Source organism: Rhizobacter sp. LjRoot28 (assembly GCF_964253025.1).
Taxonomy (GTDB): Bacteria; Pseudomonadota; Gammaproteobacteria; order Burkholderiales; family Burkholderiaceae_C; genus Rhizobacter.
This window is the reverse complement of the sequence record NZ_CAXUQC020000001.1, coordinates 790103-806550: the sequence shown is the minus strand read 5'-3', so window position 1 is coordinate 806550 and position 16448 is coordinate 790103. Positions and strand designations below refer to the sequence as shown.

General features: G+C 69.3%; 13 protein-coding genes. 10 read left to right on the top strand and 3 right to left on the bottom strand.

Annotation, left to right across the window (positions count from 1 at the left end; translation table 11 throughout):
• The first annotated feature begins 24 nt into the window (after window positions 1-24).
• From ACSQ2F_RS03820 to ACSQ2F_RS03810, 3 genes are all read left to right on the top strand, one after another.
• Complete coding sequence (locus ACSQ2F_RS03820) at window positions 25-3108, top strand: PAS domain-containing protein (RefSeq protein ID WP_436019940.1); 3084 nt, start codon at window positions 25-27, stop codon at window positions 3106-3108.
• A 32-nt stretch (window positions 3109-3140) separates the two neighbouring features.
• Window positions 3141-3959, top strand: coding sequence for an acyl-CoA thioesterase (locus ACSQ2F_RS03815; RefSeq protein ID WP_436019938.1), 819 nt, complete (start codon window positions 3141-3143; stop codon window positions 3957-3959).
• Between the two features lie 72 nt (window positions 3960-4031).
• The gene (locus ACSQ2F_RS03810) at window positions 4032-4451 is read left to right on the top strand and encodes a hypothetical protein (RefSeq protein WP_436019936.1); all 420 of its coding nucleotides are present in this window, start codon (window positions 4032-4034) and stop codon (window positions 4449-4451) included.
• 60 nt (window positions 4452-4511) lie between these two features.
• Here the strand turns inward: ACSQ2F_RS03810 and ACSQ2F_RS03805 are convergent, their stop codons facing one another.
• Entirely contained in the window at window positions 4512-4805 is a 294-nt protein-coding gene (locus tag ACSQ2F_RS03805) for a hypothetical protein (protein ID WP_436019934.1), read from the bottom strand.
• A gap of 106 nt (window positions 4806-4911) precedes the next feature.
• Here ACSQ2F_RS03805 and ACSQ2F_RS03800 point away from each other — a divergent pair, with 106 nt between their 5' ends.
• From ACSQ2F_RS03800 to ACSQ2F_RS03785, 4 genes are all read left to right on the top strand, one after another.
• Window positions 4912-5466 carry a YaeQ family protein gene (locus ACSQ2F_RS03800; RefSeq protein ID WP_436019932.1) on the top strand — a complete coding sequence of 185 codons (555 nt, stop codon included), beginning with the start codon at window positions 4912-4914 and terminating at the stop codon, window positions 5464-5466.
• Window positions 5467-5562: 96 nt separating this feature from the next.
• A complete protein-coding gene (locus ACSQ2F_RS03795; protein WP_436019930.1) occupies window positions 5563-5844 on the top strand; it encodes a GNAT family N-acetyltransferase in 282 nt (93 codons plus the stop codon).
• Between the two features lie 6 nt (window positions 5845-5850).
• Entirely contained in the window at window positions 5851-7998 is a 2148-nt protein-coding gene (locus ACSQ2F_RS03790) for a prolyl oligopeptidase family serine peptidase (RefSeq protein WP_436019928.1), read from the top strand.
• 123 nt (window positions 7999-8121) lie between these two features.
• Window positions 8122-9690: a carboxylesterase/lipase family protein gene (locus ACSQ2F_RS03785; protein WP_436019926.1), complete on the top strand. Its 1569-nt coding sequence runs from the start codon at window positions 8122-8124 to the stop codon at window positions 9688-9690.
• Between the two features lie 193 nt (window positions 9691-9883).
• On the opposite strand, the gene ACSQ2F_RS03780 is transcribed toward ACSQ2F_RS03785, so the two are convergent.
• Window positions 9884-10042, bottom strand: a complete 159-nt coding sequence (locus tag ACSQ2F_RS03780; protein ID WP_436019924.1) for a DUF3309 family protein — start codon at window positions 10040-10042, stop codon at window positions 9884-9886.
• A 268-nt stretch (window positions 10043-10310) separates the two neighbouring features.
• Between ACSQ2F_RS03780 and ACSQ2F_RS03775 the strand changes: the two genes are divergently transcribed.
• From ACSQ2F_RS03775 to ACSQ2F_RS03765, 3 genes are all read left to right on the top strand, one after another.
• A complete protein-coding gene (locus tag ACSQ2F_RS03775; RefSeq protein WP_436019922.1) occupies window positions 10311-10841 on the top strand; it encodes a chemotaxis protein CheW in 531 nt (176 codons plus the stop codon).
• 46 nt (window positions 10842-10887) lie between these two features.
• The gene (locus tag ACSQ2F_RS03770) at window positions 10888-12684 is read left to right on the top strand and encodes a methyl-accepting chemotaxis protein (protein ID WP_436019920.1); all 1797 of its coding nucleotides are present in this window, start codon (window positions 10888-10890) and stop codon (window positions 12682-12684) included.
• Between the two features lie 159 nt (window positions 12685-12843).
• A complete protein-coding gene (locus ACSQ2F_RS03765; protein WP_436019918.1) occupies window positions 12844-14580 on the top strand; it encodes a methyl-accepting chemotaxis protein in 1737 nt (578 codons plus the stop codon).
• 18 nt (window positions 14581-14598) lie between these two features.
• Here the strand turns inward: ACSQ2F_RS03765 and ACSQ2F_RS03760 are convergent, their stop codons facing one another.
• Window positions 14599-16311 (bottom strand): long-chain fatty acid--CoA ligase, encoded by a 1713-nt coding sequence (locus ACSQ2F_RS03760; RefSeq protein WP_436019916.1) that lies wholly within the window; start codon window positions 16309-16311, stop codon window positions 14599-14601.
• Between the last annotated feature and the right edge of the window lie 137 nt (window positions 16312-16448).

The following is a 16448-nucleotide window of genomic DNA, read 5'->3' as shown; positions in this document are numbered from 1 at the left end:
CCCACTTCCGCGCTGCCCCGTTTCATGGCCTCACCTCGCCCCTTGCCTCCAGCGAGCTTGGCCCCGTCGGCCTGGGGCGACCTGCTGGATGCAGCCTCCGACCTGCTGGCCCTGAGCGACGCCGACGGCAGCTTGCTGTGGGTCAACGCGGCGTTTCGCGCCGCCTGCCCGGTGCAGGCCGGCCCGCTCGGGGCGGCGCTGGGCCTCGACGCCGACGCACGGTCGTGGTTGGCAGGCGCACTGGCCGCCGCGCAGCCACTCAGGCGCGAGGCGCTGAACTGGACTGACGCCGCCGGCACTCCCCGCCGCGGCCTCCTCACGCTCGCGCCGCTGGCCGATGGCACCGCACCGGTCACCGGGGCGCGCTGGCAGGTGGCCCTTCGCGATACCACCGAGACCGAGGCGCTTGCCGCCGAAGCGGCCCGCCTGGCCGAGCAGCTGGAGACCGCCCAGGACTTCGGGCGCCTCGGCTTCTGGGAGCGGCAGCTGCCCCTGGGCGCCGGACGCTGGGACCGACACATGTTCCGATTCTTCGGGCTGGACCCGGCCGACGGTGTGCCCGACTTCGAGGCCGTGGCCGCGCGCATCCATCCCGACGACCGCCCCGGGCAGCGCTATCGCGCTTCCAGCCGCGAGCCGGGCCGCTACACCAGCCGCTACCGCATCATGCTGCCGGGGCAGGCGCCTCGCCATGTGCATGCGCAGTGGGAGGTCAAGGCCGGCCCTGACGGCCAGCCCTCCCTCATCAGCGGCGTGATGGTGGACGACACCGAGGTGTACGAGCTGGCCAAGTCGTTCCACGCGACGAGCGCGCAGCTGCAGATGGCCATGGACCTCGGGAACATCGCGGTCTGGCGGCACGACTTCCGCACCAACCGGATCTACAGCAACAACCGGGCGTTCGAGGTGGTGGGCATCCCGCACCGCCTGGAAGGCATGGCGCTGGACGAGGTGCGCGAGATGATCCACCCGGACGACCTGCCCCACGTGGAGGCGGCTGCCGAGCAGGCCATGCGCACCGACCGCCCGGTCGACATGGAGGCGCGCTACCGGCGCGCCGACGGCAGCTGGCGCTACGTGCTGACCCGGCGCATGCTTCGCCGCAACGAGCATGGCGACCCCATCGAGTTCGTCGGGGTGGCGCTCGACGTCAGCGAGCAGGTCGAGGAAGCGCGCCACGCGAGCGAGATCGCCAAGCGGCTCGAGATTGCCGCCACGGCGGCCGGCATGGGCATCTGGAGCCGCAATCCCGGCACCGGCCGACCGGAATGGAATTCGCAGATGTTCGAGATCGTCGGCCGCCCGCCCGAACTCGGGCCGCCCTCCCGCCACGAGTGGGTGGAGCGGATCATCCATCCCGAGGACCGTGCGCGCATGCGCAACGCGCAGGCGGAGATGATGGCGTCCAACGGCACCACCGTCGAGCACCAGTACCGCATCGTGCGGCCCGATGGCGTCGTGCGCTCGCTGGTCAACCGTTCGCGGCACGAAGTCCGCGACGGCCGATCGGTGCTCTTCGGCATCACCATGGACATCACCCAGCGGGTGGAAACCGAAGCCGCACTGCGCCGGGCCAACGAGCGCATCGCGTTGGCCACGCACGGCGCCGGCATTGGCACCTGGGAGCACGACCTCGTCACCGACACCGTGCAATGGGACGCACAGATGTTCCGCCTGCGCGGACTCGATCCCGACGCCGGCGGCGATGCCAAACAGTTGCGCGTTTCCCTGGCCCATCCGGACGACCTGCCGCGCATCCAGGCCGTCAATGCCGAATCGGTTCGCGACCGGCGCATGTGCACCTACGAGTTCCGCATTCGCCTGCCCGACGGGTCCTACCGCTGGCTCGCCTCCCGCTCGGTGCCGCAGCTCGACAGCCGCGGCGAAGTGGTGCGCCAGGTCGGCGTCAACTGGGACATCCATGAGCGGATGACGGCCGAGGCGGAGCGGCAGGACCGCCTGGTCGCACAACGCGAGAGCGAGGCGAAGTCGCAGTTCCTTGCCCGCATGAGCCACGAGCTGCGCACGCCGCTCAATGCGGTGCTCGGGTTCGCGCAACTGCTGAAGCTCGGCGGGCGGCTGGACGCCGAGCAGCTGGAGAAGCTCGGCCACATCCACGGCGCGGGCGAGCACCTGCTCGCACTCATCAACGACGTGCTCGACCTCTCCAGCCTCGACCAGGGCCAGATGAAGATCGACCTGCAGGCCGTGCCGCTGGCCGACGTGGCCCGCGAATCCTTGCCCATCGTGCAGTCGCTGGTGCATCGGCACGACGTCGGCATCGCGCTCGGCCCCCTCGACGGGGTCGCGCGTGGCGACCGCACGCGCATCCGCCAGGTGCTCATCAACCTGCTGACCAACGCCATCAAGTACAACCGGCCGCAGGGCCAGGTGACGGTGACCTCCCGCGTGACGGACGACACCGTGGAGCTTGCCGTGAGCGATACCGGCCGAGGCATGACGGCGCAGCAGTTGAACCAGCTCTTCGAGCCGTTCAACCGCCTCGGCGTGGAGCGCGAAGGCATCGAAGGCACGGGCATCGGCCTCGCCGTGGTGAAAGGGCTGGTGCGGCGCATGGCGGGCAGCATCGCGGTCGAGAGCGAACCGGGCAAGGGCACCCGCTTCACCGTGCGGCTGCCCCGACAGCCCGAACCGGCCGCTCCTCGCGTGGCGCCGCCCAGTGGCGGCGACGCGGCTCCGTCACCGCATCAGCGCACCCGCTCCGGCCAGCTCCTGTATATCGAGGACAACCCCATCAACCAGCTGCTGGTGGAGGAACTGGTGCGCGGCCACACCGACCTCTCGATCGAATCCTGCGCGACGGGCCTGGCCGGCGTGGCCTCCGCCGTCCGGCTGCGGCCCGACCTCGTGCTGATCGACATCCAGCTGCCCGACATCGACGGCTTCGAGGTGCTTCGCCGACTGCGCGCCGACCCCGCCACGGCCGGCGTGCCCTGCATCGCCCTGTCGGCCAACGCGATGCCGGAGGACATCGCCCGCGCGCTCGCCGCCGGCTTCGAGGACTACTGGACCAAGCCCATCGCCTTCGGCAGCTTCCTCTCGGCGCTCGGTGCGCGCTTTCCTGCGCCGCCGGCCGCGATCGGATAATGTACGGCTGTTCACCGCCTTTCCATGCCGCCATGCCGACCTCGCTGCCCGACCTGCTCTCCGCCCGCGTTCATCCGGCTGGCGCGTCCACCGTCACCTTCGACATCCCCGAAGACTGGCAGCAAGGCCGCACCACCTTCGGCGGCCTGATCTCCACGCTCGCCGTTCAGGCCATGCGCGACGTGGCAGGCGCCGGCTGGCCCGATGCGGTCCGGCTGCGCGCCCTGCAAACGAGTTTCATCGGCCCGGTGGACCGCGGGCCGGTGCAGGTGAGCGTGCAGGTGTTGCGCGAAGGCAAGAACGTGCGGCAGATCCAGGCGCTCGTGCAGCAGGCCGGCCAGACGGCCGCCTTGCTGCTGGGCGTCTTCGGGGTCGACCGCGAGACCGCGGTGCCGGTCGCTTCGCCGCCCCAGCCGGCCACCCGCAACACCGCGGCCGACGCGACGCAGGTGCCCTTCATGCCGGGCGTGTCGCCCAATTTCCTGCAGCACATCGAGGGTCGCTGGAGCGAGGGCGCCGTGCCGTTCACCGGCGGCGATGCCTGGCACAGCCACATCCACCTGCGCTTGCGCGAGGGACCCATCGCCCCGGAACTGCTCACCGTCCTGCTGGCGGACGTGCCGCCCACCCCGGTGCTCGGCCGCTTCACGCAGCGCACTCCAGCCAGCAGCGTCTCATGGGAGCTCGAGCTGCGTCCCGTTGCCCAGGCCCCGGATCCGGACGCCTGGTGGCGTGTCGATACGGAGGTCATCGCCGCCGCCGGTGGCTACGTCAACCAGGTGTCGCGCCTGTGGACCCCTGCAGGCGAACTGGCCGCGCTGGGCTACCAGGTGGTGGCCGTCTACGGCTGAACGACGCCGGGTAGACTCCGCCCCACATCATGGAGAGGCGCCGCATCCGGCGCCATCAAGGGAGCGGACGGAATGCGGGTTGCGAAATTCTTGCTGGGCGTGGGCGTCGTGGTGCTGGTCATCGCGGTGTACTTCGTCGCCGTGCTGAACTGGAACTACTCCAGCGGCGAACGGGCGGGCTGGGTCCAGAAGCTCTCCAGCAAGGGCTGGTTGTGCAAGACATGGGAGGGCGAGCTGGCCCTGGTCTCGTTGCCCGGCAGCACGCCAGAGAAGTTCCTCTTCACCATCCACGACGAGGCCGTGGCCGCGCAGGTCAATGCCGTCATGGGCAAGCGCGTCTCGCTTCACTACGAAGAGAAGGTGGGCCTGCCCACCACCTGCTTCGGTGACACGCGCCACTTCGTCACCGGCGTGCGCGTACAGGACGACATGCACCTGTCGCCGGGCATCGCGGTGCCTCAGGCTCCGGCGGCCAGCGCGTCGATGCCCTGAGGGCATCAGGCCACGACAGGGGCCGCGATTCGATTCGCACGGCCTATCGGCCTTGCGGGATCACTTCGTGGCCTGAGGCGCCCCGGCCAGACCGGCTCTCAACAGCTCCTCGACCACCGCGTTGAGCCCGCCCTCGTGCGTGGCGGCGCGTTCGCCCAGTTCCCGCACGAGTTCGGCGGGCAGCTTGCACGCGAAGGGAACAAGCCCGGCGGCGGCATCGCGCAGGCGGCGTTCGCGCTTGTCGAGTGCCGTGGCGGCACCCTGGGCGAAACGGTCAGGCGCACCGGCACTCTTCATCTTGCCGTTGATCTTGAGGGCCATGCTCTTGGCCAGGTCGAACTTCTTCATTGTCATGGGGACACTCGCTCGGTCTTCGTACGTCTTGCATTGTCGCCGCTGTGCGTCGCCTGTCAGCGGCCATCTGGTCTAATCGCCGGTTCTTCTTTCTCCCGGCCGTGCCATGGCGCTCAAAGCGACGATCTACAAAGCCAGCATCCAACTCGCCGACATGGACCGCAACGTCTATGGCGACCATGCGGTCACGATCGCGCGCCACCCGTCGGAGACCGACGAACGCATGATGATGCGGGTGCTGGCGTTCGCGCTCAACGTGCCGTCCGACAACGACCACGGTGCGCTCGAGTTCGCCAAGAGCCTGTGGGACACCGACGAGCCGGACCTCTGGCAGAAGGACCTCACGGGCCAGATCACCCACTGGCTGGAGGTCGGTCAGCCCGATGACAAGCGGCTGATGAAGGCCAGTCCCCGGGCAGAGCGGGTCACGGTCTACAGCTTCGCCTCGAGCACGCCGGTGTGGTGGAGCGGCATCGCGACCAAGATCACCCGGGCGCGCAACCTCACCATCTGGCAGGTGCCGCCCGAGCAGAGCCAGGCCCTGGCCGAGCTGGCCCAGCGCACGATGCAATTGCAGGTCACGGTACAGGACGGCACGGTCTGGATCGGCGACGGCCAGCGCTCGGTGGAGATCGCCCCCGAGCGCCTGACACCCGGCTGAGCACCCCGTACCCGGCACAGGGTTTCAGCGCCGGACGGGTCGAGGCCGGTGCGCGGATGGCTCAGAATGGGGGCTCCACCCTCACCGGTCCCCGCCATGGAAACGTCCACGCCCAAGGTCATCCACAACGCCGCGCAGCAGCGCTTCGAATGCGAGGTGGAGGGCCATCTCAACGTCGCCGACTACGTGATGTCGAACGGCAAGCTCGTGATGACGCATACCGCCGTGCACCCGTCGCTGCAGGGCCGCGGCATCGCCGCGGCACTGGTCGAGACGGCGCTCGACTTCGCCCGCGACGAAGGCCTGCGGGTCGACCCCGTCTGTGCCTACGTGCAGTCGTACCTGCAGCGCCATCCCGAGCGCGCCCAGCTCGCCTGACCCTTGATGCCGCGCCTGCTGGCGGCCGCCCCGCGCCGCAGACTCGGCATCGGCCTCGCCTTCGTCCTCGCCCTGACCGCCTGCACCACCATGACCGACCACCCGCCCGCCGTGCCTGCCGCCGATGACCCGCTCCTCTGGCTCGAGGAGGTGCAAGGCGAGCGGGCCATGGCCTGGGTGCGTGCGCAGAACGAGCGATCGCAGGCCGAACTGACGGCGCGTCCCGAGTACGCACCGACGCGCGCCCAGTTGCTCGAGGTCCTGAACGCCCGCGACCGCATTCCCTTTGTCGTGCGGCGCGGCCGCTGGCTCTACAACCTGTGGCAGGACGACACCCACAAGCGCGGCCTGTGGCGGCGGACCACGCTCGAGGAGTACCAGCGTCCGGAGCCCCGCTGGGACACCGTGCTCGACCTGGATGCCCTGGGCGAACGCGAAGGCGAGAACTGGGTCTGGGGAGGCGCTGCCTGTCTCGGGCCGGACTACCGCCGCTGCCTCATCTCGCTCTCCCGCGGCGGCGCCGACGCCAAGGTCGTGCGCGAGTTCGACGCCGAGACGCGGGAGTTCATTCCCGGTGGCTTCGAGCTGCCCGAGGCCAAGTCCGACATCGACTGGATCGATGCCGACACCGTCTACGTCGGCACCGACTTCGGCCCCGGTTCGCTGACCGACTCGGGCTACCCCCGCGTCATCAAGCGCTGGCAACGCGGCACGCCGTTGCAGGCGGCCGTCACCGTGTTCGAAGGCGAGACCCGCGACGTGGCGGTGGGCGTCTCGGTCGACCGCACGCCGGGTTTCGAGCGCACGCTCTTCAGCCGCGCCACCGACTTCTACAACCAGCGCTTCTTCCTGCTGGAAGGCGAGCAACTCAAGCCGCTCGACATCCCGAGCGATGCCTTGCCGAGCTTCCTGCGCGACACGCTGCTGCTCAGCCTGCGCAGCGACCTGAGCGTGAACGGCAGCACCTTCCCGAGCGGCTCCCTGCTCTACACCGATGCCGCAGCCTACCTGCGGGGCGAACGCAGCCTGCGGCCGCTGTTCACACCCACGGCGACACGCTCGCTCGCCGGCTACACCTTCACGCGCGACCACGTGCTCCTCAACGTGATGGACAACGTCGCCAGTCGCCTCGAGCTCTGGCATCCGGCCGGCGGCGGCTTCCAGGGCCGTCCGGTGGATGCGCCCTTCCCCGGCACGCTCGGCGTGAGTCCCCTGCACGACGCGCTCATCGAAGACGACCCGCTCGCCGACAGTTATCTGCTGAGCTACACCGACTTCCTCACACCCGATTCGCTCTACCTCGGCACCACGCGCGACGACGCGCGCACAGTGCTGAAGTCGCGCACCGCCCTGTTCGATGCCGAGGGACTGCGTGCCGAACAGCGCTTCGCCACCTCGAAGGACGGGACGCGCGTGCCCTACTTCGTCGTCTGGCCACGGGGCGCGCAGGCAGACGGCCGCAACCCGACCCTGCTCTATGGCTACGGCGGCTTCGAGATCGCCCTCAAGCCGTGGTATTCGGGCGGCTTCGGTCGCGCCTGGTACGCGCGCGGCGGCGTGCTGGTCGTGGCGAACATCCGCGGTGGCGGGGAGTTCGGACCGGCCTGGCACCAGGCCGCCGCGAAACAGAACAAGCAGCGAAGCTACGACGACTTCATCGCCGTGGCCGAGGACCTGCTGGCCACGGGCGTCACCTCCCCCGAGCACCTCGGTGCGATGGGCGGCAGCAACGGCGGCCTGCTCGTCGGCGCGGCCTTCACCCAGCGCCCCGATCTCTTCAACGCCATCGTGTGCCAGGTGCCCCTGCTCGACATGCAGCGCTACCACACGCTGCTGGCCGGTGCCTCCTGGATGGCCGAGTACGGCAACCCGGACGACCCTGCCGAGTGGGCCTTCATCTCCCGCTACAGCCCGTTCCAGCAACTGCGTGCGGACACGCGGTACCCGAAGGTGCTGTTCACCACCTCCACCCGCGATGACCGCGTGCACCCGGGTCACGCACGCCGCATGGCCGCTCGCATGCAGGCCCTCGGCCATCCGGTGCTCTACTACGAGAACATCGAGGGCGGGCATGGCGGCGCGGCCGACAACGCGCAGCGCGCGCACCTGCAGGCGCTCGAGTTCAGCTACCTCTGGCAGCAACTCGGCCACTGACGGCAGCGCAACCCGCTGCTCGCACCGGGTGTTTTCCGCAGCTTGAGCGCTGCAGGGCCCCGACCTAGACTGGACAGACAGCGCCTCGACGCGCTGCCAACCATAAAAGTCGGAGACTCGATCATGAACACACCCGCATCCCGCGGCCTGGGGAGGCTGCTGCTGGCGTGCGCGCTGGCCTCAGGGCTCGGCACCAACCTGTCAGCCTGCTCGGAAGACGAAGAGCCGCCGCTTGTCATGACGCAGTCCGGCGCGCTGACCGGCACCCGCGGCGCAGCGGCCGACGTCTACCTCGGCATTCCGTACGCAGCCCCGCCAGTGGGCGATCGCCGCTGGCGCGCGCCGGCGGCCATGACCTCCTGGACCGGCGAACGCGCCGCAGTCGCCATGGGCCCTCACTGTGCCCAACCGCCCAGCGACTTCGGTGTGGCCTCCGTCTCCGAGGACTGCCTCTACCTCAACGTGTACACGCCGCGCACAGCCGGCCCGCACCCGGTGATGGTGTGGATCCACGGCGGCGCGTTCTACCTCGGCCAGAGCAACGCCTACAACCCCGAAGCACTGGTGGCGCAGGGCACGGTGGTCGTCACCTTGAACTACCGCCTGGGAGCGCTCGGCTTCCTCGCCAACCCGGCGCTGAGCGCCGAGCAGGGAGGCCACTCCGGCAATTACGGGCTGATGGACCAGCAAGCGGCATTGCGCTGGGTGAAGGCCAACATCGCGGCCTTCGGCGGCGATCCGGCCAACGTGACGCTGTTCGGTGAATCGGCCGGTGGCTTCAGCGTCAATGCGCACCTCGCGGCCCCGGCGTCACGCGGACTCTTCCACAAGGCGATCGCCATGAGCGGTGCCTACCCCTTCGCATTCGGGCAGGACACGCTGGCCGCCTCGGAGGCCCGCGGCACGGGCCTGGCCGCCGAAGCGGGCTGCCCTGCACCGCAGACGGCCGCCTGCCTGCGCGCCTTGCCAGTGCAAGCCGTGCTCACCGCCCAGGCGAAGGCCTACCCCTCCGGCCCCATTCCCACGGTGGATGGCTCGGTGCTCACGGCCCCCGTGCGCGACACGTTCGCCAGCGGTGGGCAGGCGCCGGTTCCGGTGATGCAGGGAACGACGCACGACGAGTGGCGCCTCTTCGTCGCCCAGGCCGAACTCGCGACCGGTGTGCCGGTCACCGCCGAGACCTACCTGCCCACAGTGACGGCGACCCTCGGCCCGCTCGTCGCTTCCGCGGCGCCCTTGTATCCCGTTGCGGCCTACGCCAACGCGAGCGAAGCCCTGGGCGCGATCGGCACGGACGCGGTCTTCGCCTGCAGCGGACGCGCCTCGGCGCGCCTGTTGTCCGCCGCCGGCAATGTGGTGTACAGCTATGAATTCAATGATCCGGCGGCGCCGCAGGCGCTCCCCGGGCAGCTGAGCTTCAAGTCAGGCGCGGCACACACGAGCGAACTGCCGTACCTGTTCACCATGCCGGGCAGCGCCGCATTGAGTCCGGCCCAGCGCGGCTTAGCCGACACGATGGTGCGCTACTGGACGCGCTTCGCGAGGACCGGCAATCCGAACGAGGCTGCTGCAACGGTCTGGCCTGCCTATACCGCGGCGAACGATGCCTACCTGAGCCTCGCCCCCTCCGTGGCCGTCACGACGAACTTCGCCACCGACCACCAATGCGCGGTGTGGACGCCGGGCGTGTGACGGGCATGGTGCTTGCGATGGTGCGCTCGTGCGCCGATGACACGGCGCAAGCCGCACCGGCGAGGGGCGGCTGAGGAATGCCGACGGCACCTCGACAGCGCGGTGCATCGGCTTGGAGCGCGATTGGTTTCTTTGGCAGAGAGTTGGCCTCCACGACCCCAAAAAGGTTCGTGGAGGCCTTTTTTTCGCTCGATCAGATGACCCCGAGCAAGAGCAGGATCACCACGATGACGAGCACCACGCCCAGACCGCCGGTGGGACCGTAGCCCCAGCTGCGGCTGTGGGGCCAACTCGGCAGCGCGCCGATCAGCAACAGGATCAGCACGATCAGCAGAATGGTTCCCAGTGTCATGTCATCCCTCCATCAGTCATTGAAGAGCCCCGACGATATGAAACGGCTCTCGCATGCGCCAGCGTCCGTTGCCGCGACGCACTGTCGGCCACCGGCACGCCTGGACGTCGCTCGCCTCCTACACCGTGACAAGTTTGGCAAGGTCGGCCGGCGCGACGGCCGCGGCCGTGCGAATGTCCTCAAGTGCTTGCCGCCGCGGACGTAATCTCAAACAGGCGCAGGCCCCGGGCTTGCCATCACTTTGCCGTTGCCGCACTGAAAGCTGCCGATGTCCCAGACGATCGCCCTTCACGACACCTCTTCCCTGCCGGCCAGCGCGGACGCCACGTCCGCCGCAGCGGCACGATCGGCCGCCCATGCCGGCGAGTTCCTCGCCTTCAAGCTGGGCGGCGAGGAATACGGCCTCGACATCCTCCGCGTCCAGGAAATCCGCTCCTACGATGAGCCGACCCGCATCGCCAACGCACCGCACGGCGTGCTGGGCGTGCTCAACCTGCGCGGCGTCATCGTCCCGGTGCTCGACCTGCGCATCCACCTGAACTTCCCGCAAGTGCGCTACGACAGCAACACCGTCGTCATCGTGCTCGGCATCGCAGGGCGCGTGGTCGGCGTGGTGGTCGATGGCGTGTCCGATGTGATCGGCCTCGGCCCCAAGGAAATGCGTCCGGCCCCCGACTTCAGTGCGCGCCTGCAGAGCCGCCATGTCATGGCGATCGGCGCCATCGATCGCCGCATGCTCATCCTCGTGGACATCGACCAGCTCCTCGCCGACCCGGCGCTGGGCCTGCTGTCGCGCTGATGTCCTCCTGTCCCCACCCGGCCCGGCCGTATCCGCTGCTTCACCCATGAACTTCTCCAACTATCGCGTCGGCACGAAGCTCGGCGCCGCCTTCCTGAGCGTCGTCGTGCTGACCGCGGCCGTGGGCGGGCTCGCCATTGCGCAGCTCTCCAAGATCAACGGCCAGACCGAGCTCATCGCCACGCACTGGATGCGCGGCGTCGAGGTCGCCGGCGACATGCGGGTGGAGGCGAACCGGATCCGCCGCGCGCAGACCGACCTCGTGCTGAACTCCGATCCGTCGCAGGCGTCGGCCCTGCGCCAGCAGATCGAGGCGGCCAACGGGCGGCTGACGAAGCTGTCGGCTGACGTGGAAGCTGAGCTCGATTCCGCCGCAGCGCGCGAGGCCTTCGCCAAGTTGAAGGAGCACCGTGCGACGTTCGACCAGACGCACACGAAGCTGATGTCGCTCATCGAGGAAGACCGCAGCGAGGCACGTGCCGTGCTGCAGGGCGAGAGTTCAGCCGCCTTCGGGGCCATGGTGAGCGACCTCGGTGCGCTGCTCGCGGCCAACAGCAGCGGCGCGCATGCGGCCTACGCCAGCTCGCAACAAGCCTATGCCCAGGCGCGCGGCCTCGTGATCGCCTTCGTGCTGGTGGCCATGGCCGCCGCCGCTGCGGCGGCCGTGTTCATCACCCGCCTCATCACCGGCCCGCTGGCCACGGCCGTGCGTGCGGCCGAGGGCATTGCCGAGGGTGACCTCACCGTCGCCATCGACACCCGTGGCCGGGACGAGGTGGCGCGCCTGCTCCAGGCCGTGTCGGCCATGCGGGACAAGCTTGCCCACATCGTCTCCGACGTGCGGCAGAACGCCGAAGGCGTGGCCACCGCCAGCGCCCAGATCGCCTCCGGCAACTCCGACCTCAGTGCCCGCACCGAGCAGCAGGCGAGCGCGCTCGAAGAGACCGCCGCCTCGATGGAGGAACTCGGCAGCACCGTCATGCAGAACGCTGACAACGCCCGCCAGGCCAACCAGCTCGCCATGGGCGCCTCCACCGTCGCCGTGCAGGGCGGCGAGGTCGTGAGCCGCGTGGTCGACACCATGAAGGGCATCAACGACAGCTCACGCAAGATCGTCGACATCATCAGCGTGATCGACGGCATCGCCTTCCAGACCAACATCCTCGCGCTCAATGCGGCGGTGGAAGCGGCGCGAGCCGGCGAGCAAGGCCGCGGCTTTGCCGTGGTGGCCGGCGAGGTGCGCTCGCTCGCCCAGCGCAGCGCCGAGGCCGCCAAGGAGATCAAGACCCTCATCTCCACCAGCGTCGAGCGCGTCGAACAGGGCACCACGCTCGTCGACCAAGCCGGCGTGACGATGCAGGAAGTGGTGGCCTCCATCCGCCGCGTGACCGACATCATGGGCGAGATCAGCGCGGCCAGCACCGAGCAGAGCAGTGGCGTGGCCCAGGTGGGCGAAGCCATCACGCAGATGGACCAGGCTACGCAGCAGAACGCCGCACTGGTCGAGCAGTCCGCTGCCGCCGCCGAAAGCCTCAAGTCGCAGGCCCGCCAGCTGGTCGACGCCGTGGCGGTGTTCCGCCTGGACCTGGCGAAGGGCACCCGCTCGGCCGAGGTCTCGCGTGTGACGCCTTCGGCAACCACGCGCAGCACGGCGGCCGCCCCCTCGTCCAAGCCGGCTGCGGCGCGTCCAACTGCGCTCGCCTCCTCGTCTGCACCACGTACCGAGGCCGTGCAAAAGGCCGCAGCGCCCGCGGTCAAGGCAACGCCGTCGGCCGTGCCAGCCCCTGTCGCCACGCCGGCACGCACCCCGGCGGCCGTGACGGACGAGTGGGAGTCCTTCTGAGGATTTTCACGCGCCACTGACACAAGTCGGCGCACATGGCAACTCAAGGAAGTCCCGGGACCGCCGATACAACCAGCATGCCCGTGTTGCCAGCCGGCTGGCACGGGACGCCGGGGAGATGACCCCCTCGGTGGCCTGGCCGGTTCGGAGTGATGGATCGTGAATTTCCTTCAGGGCAGCATCGGCAAGCGCCTCAGCCTTTCTTTCTTCCTCATCCTGGCTATCACGGCCGCCATCGGCGCCGTGGGGGTCTGGCAGCTGCAGGTCACCAAGGAAGCGACCCTGACCCTGTCGACCGTCGACATGCGGCAACGGTCTCTGAGCCACAGCTGGTCGGCGCTCATCCGGCTCAACTGGGTCCGGGCCTACGCCTCGCTGTCGTCCGCGGACGCCAACCTGCAAGCCACCCTCAAGCGCGAGATGGATGCCGCATCGGCCGAGATCGGCAAAAAGCAGAAGGAACTCGAGGCGCTGCTCACCTCGACCGAGGGCGCCCGGCTGCTGGAAGCCACCGCGACCAGCCGGGAACGCTATCGCGTCAAGCGCAGCGACCTGTTGAAGAAGCGTGCAGCGGGCGAGGACATCGCCCAGGCCGTCGAATCCGAACTGCGACCGCTGGCGGACCAGTACCTGAAGTCGCTCGACGATGTCGAGGCGCACATGGACGCACGTCTGTCGGCCAGCGAAGAGCACACGCTGGCGACGGCGACCACGAGCCAATGGCTGCTGGGCTCGGGTGCAGTGGTCGCCATGGCGCTGGGCCTGCTCATGGCCTGGCTCACCACCCGCTCCATCACCCGCCCCGTGCGTCATGCCGCATCGACGGCCGGCGCCATTGCCGAGGGTGACCTCACGGTGACGATCGATGCGAGCGGCCCGACCGAAACCATCGACCTGCTCAACTCCCTGACGCACATGCGTGACCGCCTCGCCGCCACCGTGACCGGCGTGCGCCTGAACGCCGAGGGCGTGGCTTCCGCAAGCCACGAGATCTCCGACGGCAACAACGACCTCAGCGCACGCACCGAGGAACAGGCCAGCGCGTTGGAGGAAACCGCGTCGTCGATGGAAGAACTGTCGAGCACGGTGCGTCAGAACGCCGACAACGCACGCCAGGCGAACCAGCTCGCACTGCAGGCCTCGGACGTGGCGGTCCAGGGCGGCGACGTCGTGGGCCAGGTCGTGGAGACCATGAAGGGCATCAACGACAGCTCGCGCAAGATCGTCGACATCATCAGCGTGATCGACGGCATCGCCTTCCAGACCAACATCCTCGCGCTCAATGCGGCGGTGGAAGCGGCGCGAGCCGGCGAGCAAGGCCGCGGCTTTGCCGTGGTGGCCGGCGAGGTGCGCTCGCTCGCCCAGCGCAGCGCCGAGGCCGCCAAGGAGATCAAGACCCTGATCTCGACCAGCGTCGAGCGGGTCGAGCAGGGCACCACGCTCGTCGACCAGGCCGGCAGCACCATGCTGGACGTGGTGGCGGCCATTCGCCGCGTGACCGACATCGTCGGCGAGATCAGCGCCGCGAGCAGCGAGCAGAGCCTCGGGGTATCGCAGGTGGGCGAGGCCATGGTGCAGATGGACCAGGCCACGCAGCAGAACGCCGCGCTGGTGGAGCAATCAGCGGCCGCCGCCGAAAGCCTGAAGTTGCAGGCCCGTCAGCTGGTGGACTCGGTGGCCGTGTTCAAGGTGCCGGGCAGCGCAGTCGCTGCCGGCCCCGCGCACGTGGCGAGGGCGACGCACACCGCCGCCCGCCCGGCCACCACTGCACAGGTCGTGCGCCCGGTGTTCAAGCCGGCCTCCCGCCCGACCGCATCGGCCACCGTGCGCCCCGCGCCGAGGCCGGAGCCGTCGGCGCCGGCGCGCACCGGCACCGACGACTGGGAGACGTTCTGAACGTCGGGGCCAGGCGGTTTACTTCTCCTGGTCCTGCAGCAGGCGCCACATGACCTTGCCCGAGCCCGACTTGGGCAGGGTGTCGACGAACTGAACGATCTTCGGCACCTTGTAGGCCGCCATGTGGTCCTTGGCCCAGTTGGTGATGTCCTCGGGCGAGGTCTTGCCCTTGGCATCGGCACGCAGCACGACCACCGCCTTGACGGTCTCGCCGCGGTAGGCATCCTGCGACGAGATGATGCAGGCCTCCTGCACCGCGGGATGCTTGTAGAGCAGCATCTCGACTTCGGCCGGCCACACCTTGAAGCCGCTCGCGTTGATCATGCGCTTGAGGCGGTCGGTGATGAAGAAGTAGCCTTCTTCGTCCATGCGGCCCAGGTCACCGGTGCGGAAAAAGCGCTTGCCCTCGAACTCCACGAAGGCGGCGGCCGTGGCGTCCGGCTGGTTCCAGTAGCCCTTGAAGACCTGCGGGCCGTGGCTGATGATCTCGCCGACTTCCCCGGGGGGCAGCTCCTTCAAGGTGAGCGGATCCACCACGCGTGAGTCGACGCCGAAGGTCGGGATCCCCAGGCACTGCTGCTTGGCGCGCTCGGGCGGATTGGCGTGGGTGGCAGCGCAGGTTTCCGTGAGGCCATAGCCTTCGGCGAAGGACAGGTCGAACTCCTTCAGCAGGCGCTCGGCCACCGCCTGCGGCATGGCGGCGCCGCCCCCGTTCAGCACCTTCAAACTGCTCAGGTCGAAGCTCTGGTAGTTGGGGCTGCCGAAGAGGTCGATGATCATCGTGGGGATGCACGTCCAGTGCGTCACGCCATAGCGGGAGATCATGCGGCCCGCGAGTTCGCGGTCCCAGCGGGGCAGCACCACCACCGTGCTGGCGGCGAACACCGCGGCACACACCGTCCCGACAAGGCCGGTGATGTGGAACATGGGCACCACGCCCAAACTCACCACTTCAGGCCCGCCGTGCGCCCACTGTATGCCCACGCTGTTCGACATCACCGTCGCATGGGTGTGCATGCAACCCTTGGGGTTGCCGGTGGTGCCGGAGGTGTACGGCAGCACGGCCAGGTCGTCCGGTCCGGCGGTGTGGGGCCCGGGCGCGTGCGACTGGGCCAGCACGTCCGTCCAGCGCACGTACTGCGTTTCGGCATCGGCCGCGGGCAGTGGCGGGTCGAGGCGCAGCCAGGCTTCGATGGCCGCCGCCGGGGCCAGGTCCGCCTCGAGCGCGCCGTGCGGCATGGCATCGGTGAAGCGGGTGACGAGCACATGGGACAGCCGCTGCCCGGCCGGCACCATGGCGTTGGCCGAGGCCACGACCGCCGCGCCGTCGGCCGTGCAGATCGCCACCCGCGTGGCCGGGTCGGTGATGTAGTGGGTGAACTCGTCGGCCTTGTTCATCGGGTTCACCGGCACCACCACGGCGTCGGCGCGCAGGATGCCGTAGAAGGCCGCCACGAACTGCGGACAGTTCTGCATGTACAGCGCGACGCGGTCGCCCTTGCGCACCCCCGCCTGCTGCAGCCAGCCGGCGATGGCCTCGGCCTGCTGCTGCAGGTCGGCGTAGGTGAGCGACTTGCCGAAGAAGACGTAGGCCGGCTTGTCGGGGTAGCGGCGCGCCGCCACCTCGAGGTTGAACCACAGCGAGGTGCTGGGCACGCAGAGCTCGCGGGGCAGGCGCTTGGGCCAGATGCGTTCGTGAGGACGGGGGGCGGCAGCGTTGGCGGTCGGCACGGGATCTCCTTGGGTTCTCATGGGAAGCCCTTCAGGTATAGCCGAACCCGGACGAATTGCCTGTCACGGTCACGACCCGAAACCCCCCGGACAAACCCGGGGTCCGGCGCGCCGAGTCTGGCCCGAGCGGGACTGCC

Excerpts from the sequence above, each read along its gene's own strand:
- ACSQ2F_RS03815 (WP_436019938.1), top strand. The coding sequence starts at position 3,141 with ATGCCGACCTCGCTGCCCGACCTGCTCTCCGCCCGCGTTCATCCGGCT.
- ACSQ2F_RS03810 (WP_436019936.1), top strand. The coding sequence starts at position 4,032 with ATGCGGGTTGCGAAATTCTTGCTGGGCGTGGGCGTCGTGGTGCTGGTC.
- ACSQ2F_RS03775 (WP_436019922.1), top strand. The coding sequence starts at position 10,311 with ATGTCCCAGACGATCGCCCTTCACGACACCTCTTCCCTGCCGGCCAGC.
- ACSQ2F_RS03800 (WP_436019932.1), top strand. The coding sequence starts at position 4,912 with ATGGCGCTCAAAGCGACGATCTACAAAGCCAGCATCCAACTCGCCGAC.
- ACSQ2F_RS03820 (WP_436019940.1), top strand. The coding sequence starts at position 25 with ATGGCCTCACCTCGCCCCTTGCCTCCAGCGAGCTTGGCCCCGTCGGCC.
- ACSQ2F_RS03780 (WP_436019924.1), bottom strand. The coding sequence starts at position 10,042 with ATGACACTGGGAACCATTCTGCTGATCGTGCTGATCCTGTTGCTGATC.
- ACSQ2F_RS03770 (WP_436019920.1), top strand. The coding sequence starts at position 10,888 with ATGAACTTCTCCAACTATCGCGTCGGCACGAAGCTCGGCGCCGCCTTC.
- ACSQ2F_RS03785 (WP_436019926.1), top strand. The coding sequence starts at position 8,122 with ATGAACACACCCGCATCCCGCGGCCTGGGGAGGCTGCTGCTGGCGTGC.
- ACSQ2F_RS03795 (WP_436019930.1), top strand. The coding sequence starts at position 5,563 with ATGGAAACGTCCACGCCCAAGGTCATCCACAACGCCGCGCAGCAGCGC.
- ACSQ2F_RS03790 (WP_436019928.1), top strand. The coding sequence starts at position 5,851 with ATGCCGCGCCTGCTGGCGGCCGCCCCGCGCCGCAGACTCGGCATCGGC.
- ACSQ2F_RS03805 (WP_436019934.1), bottom strand. The coding sequence starts at position 4,805 with ATGACAATGAAGAAGTTCGACCTGGCCAAGAGCATGGCCCTCAAGATC.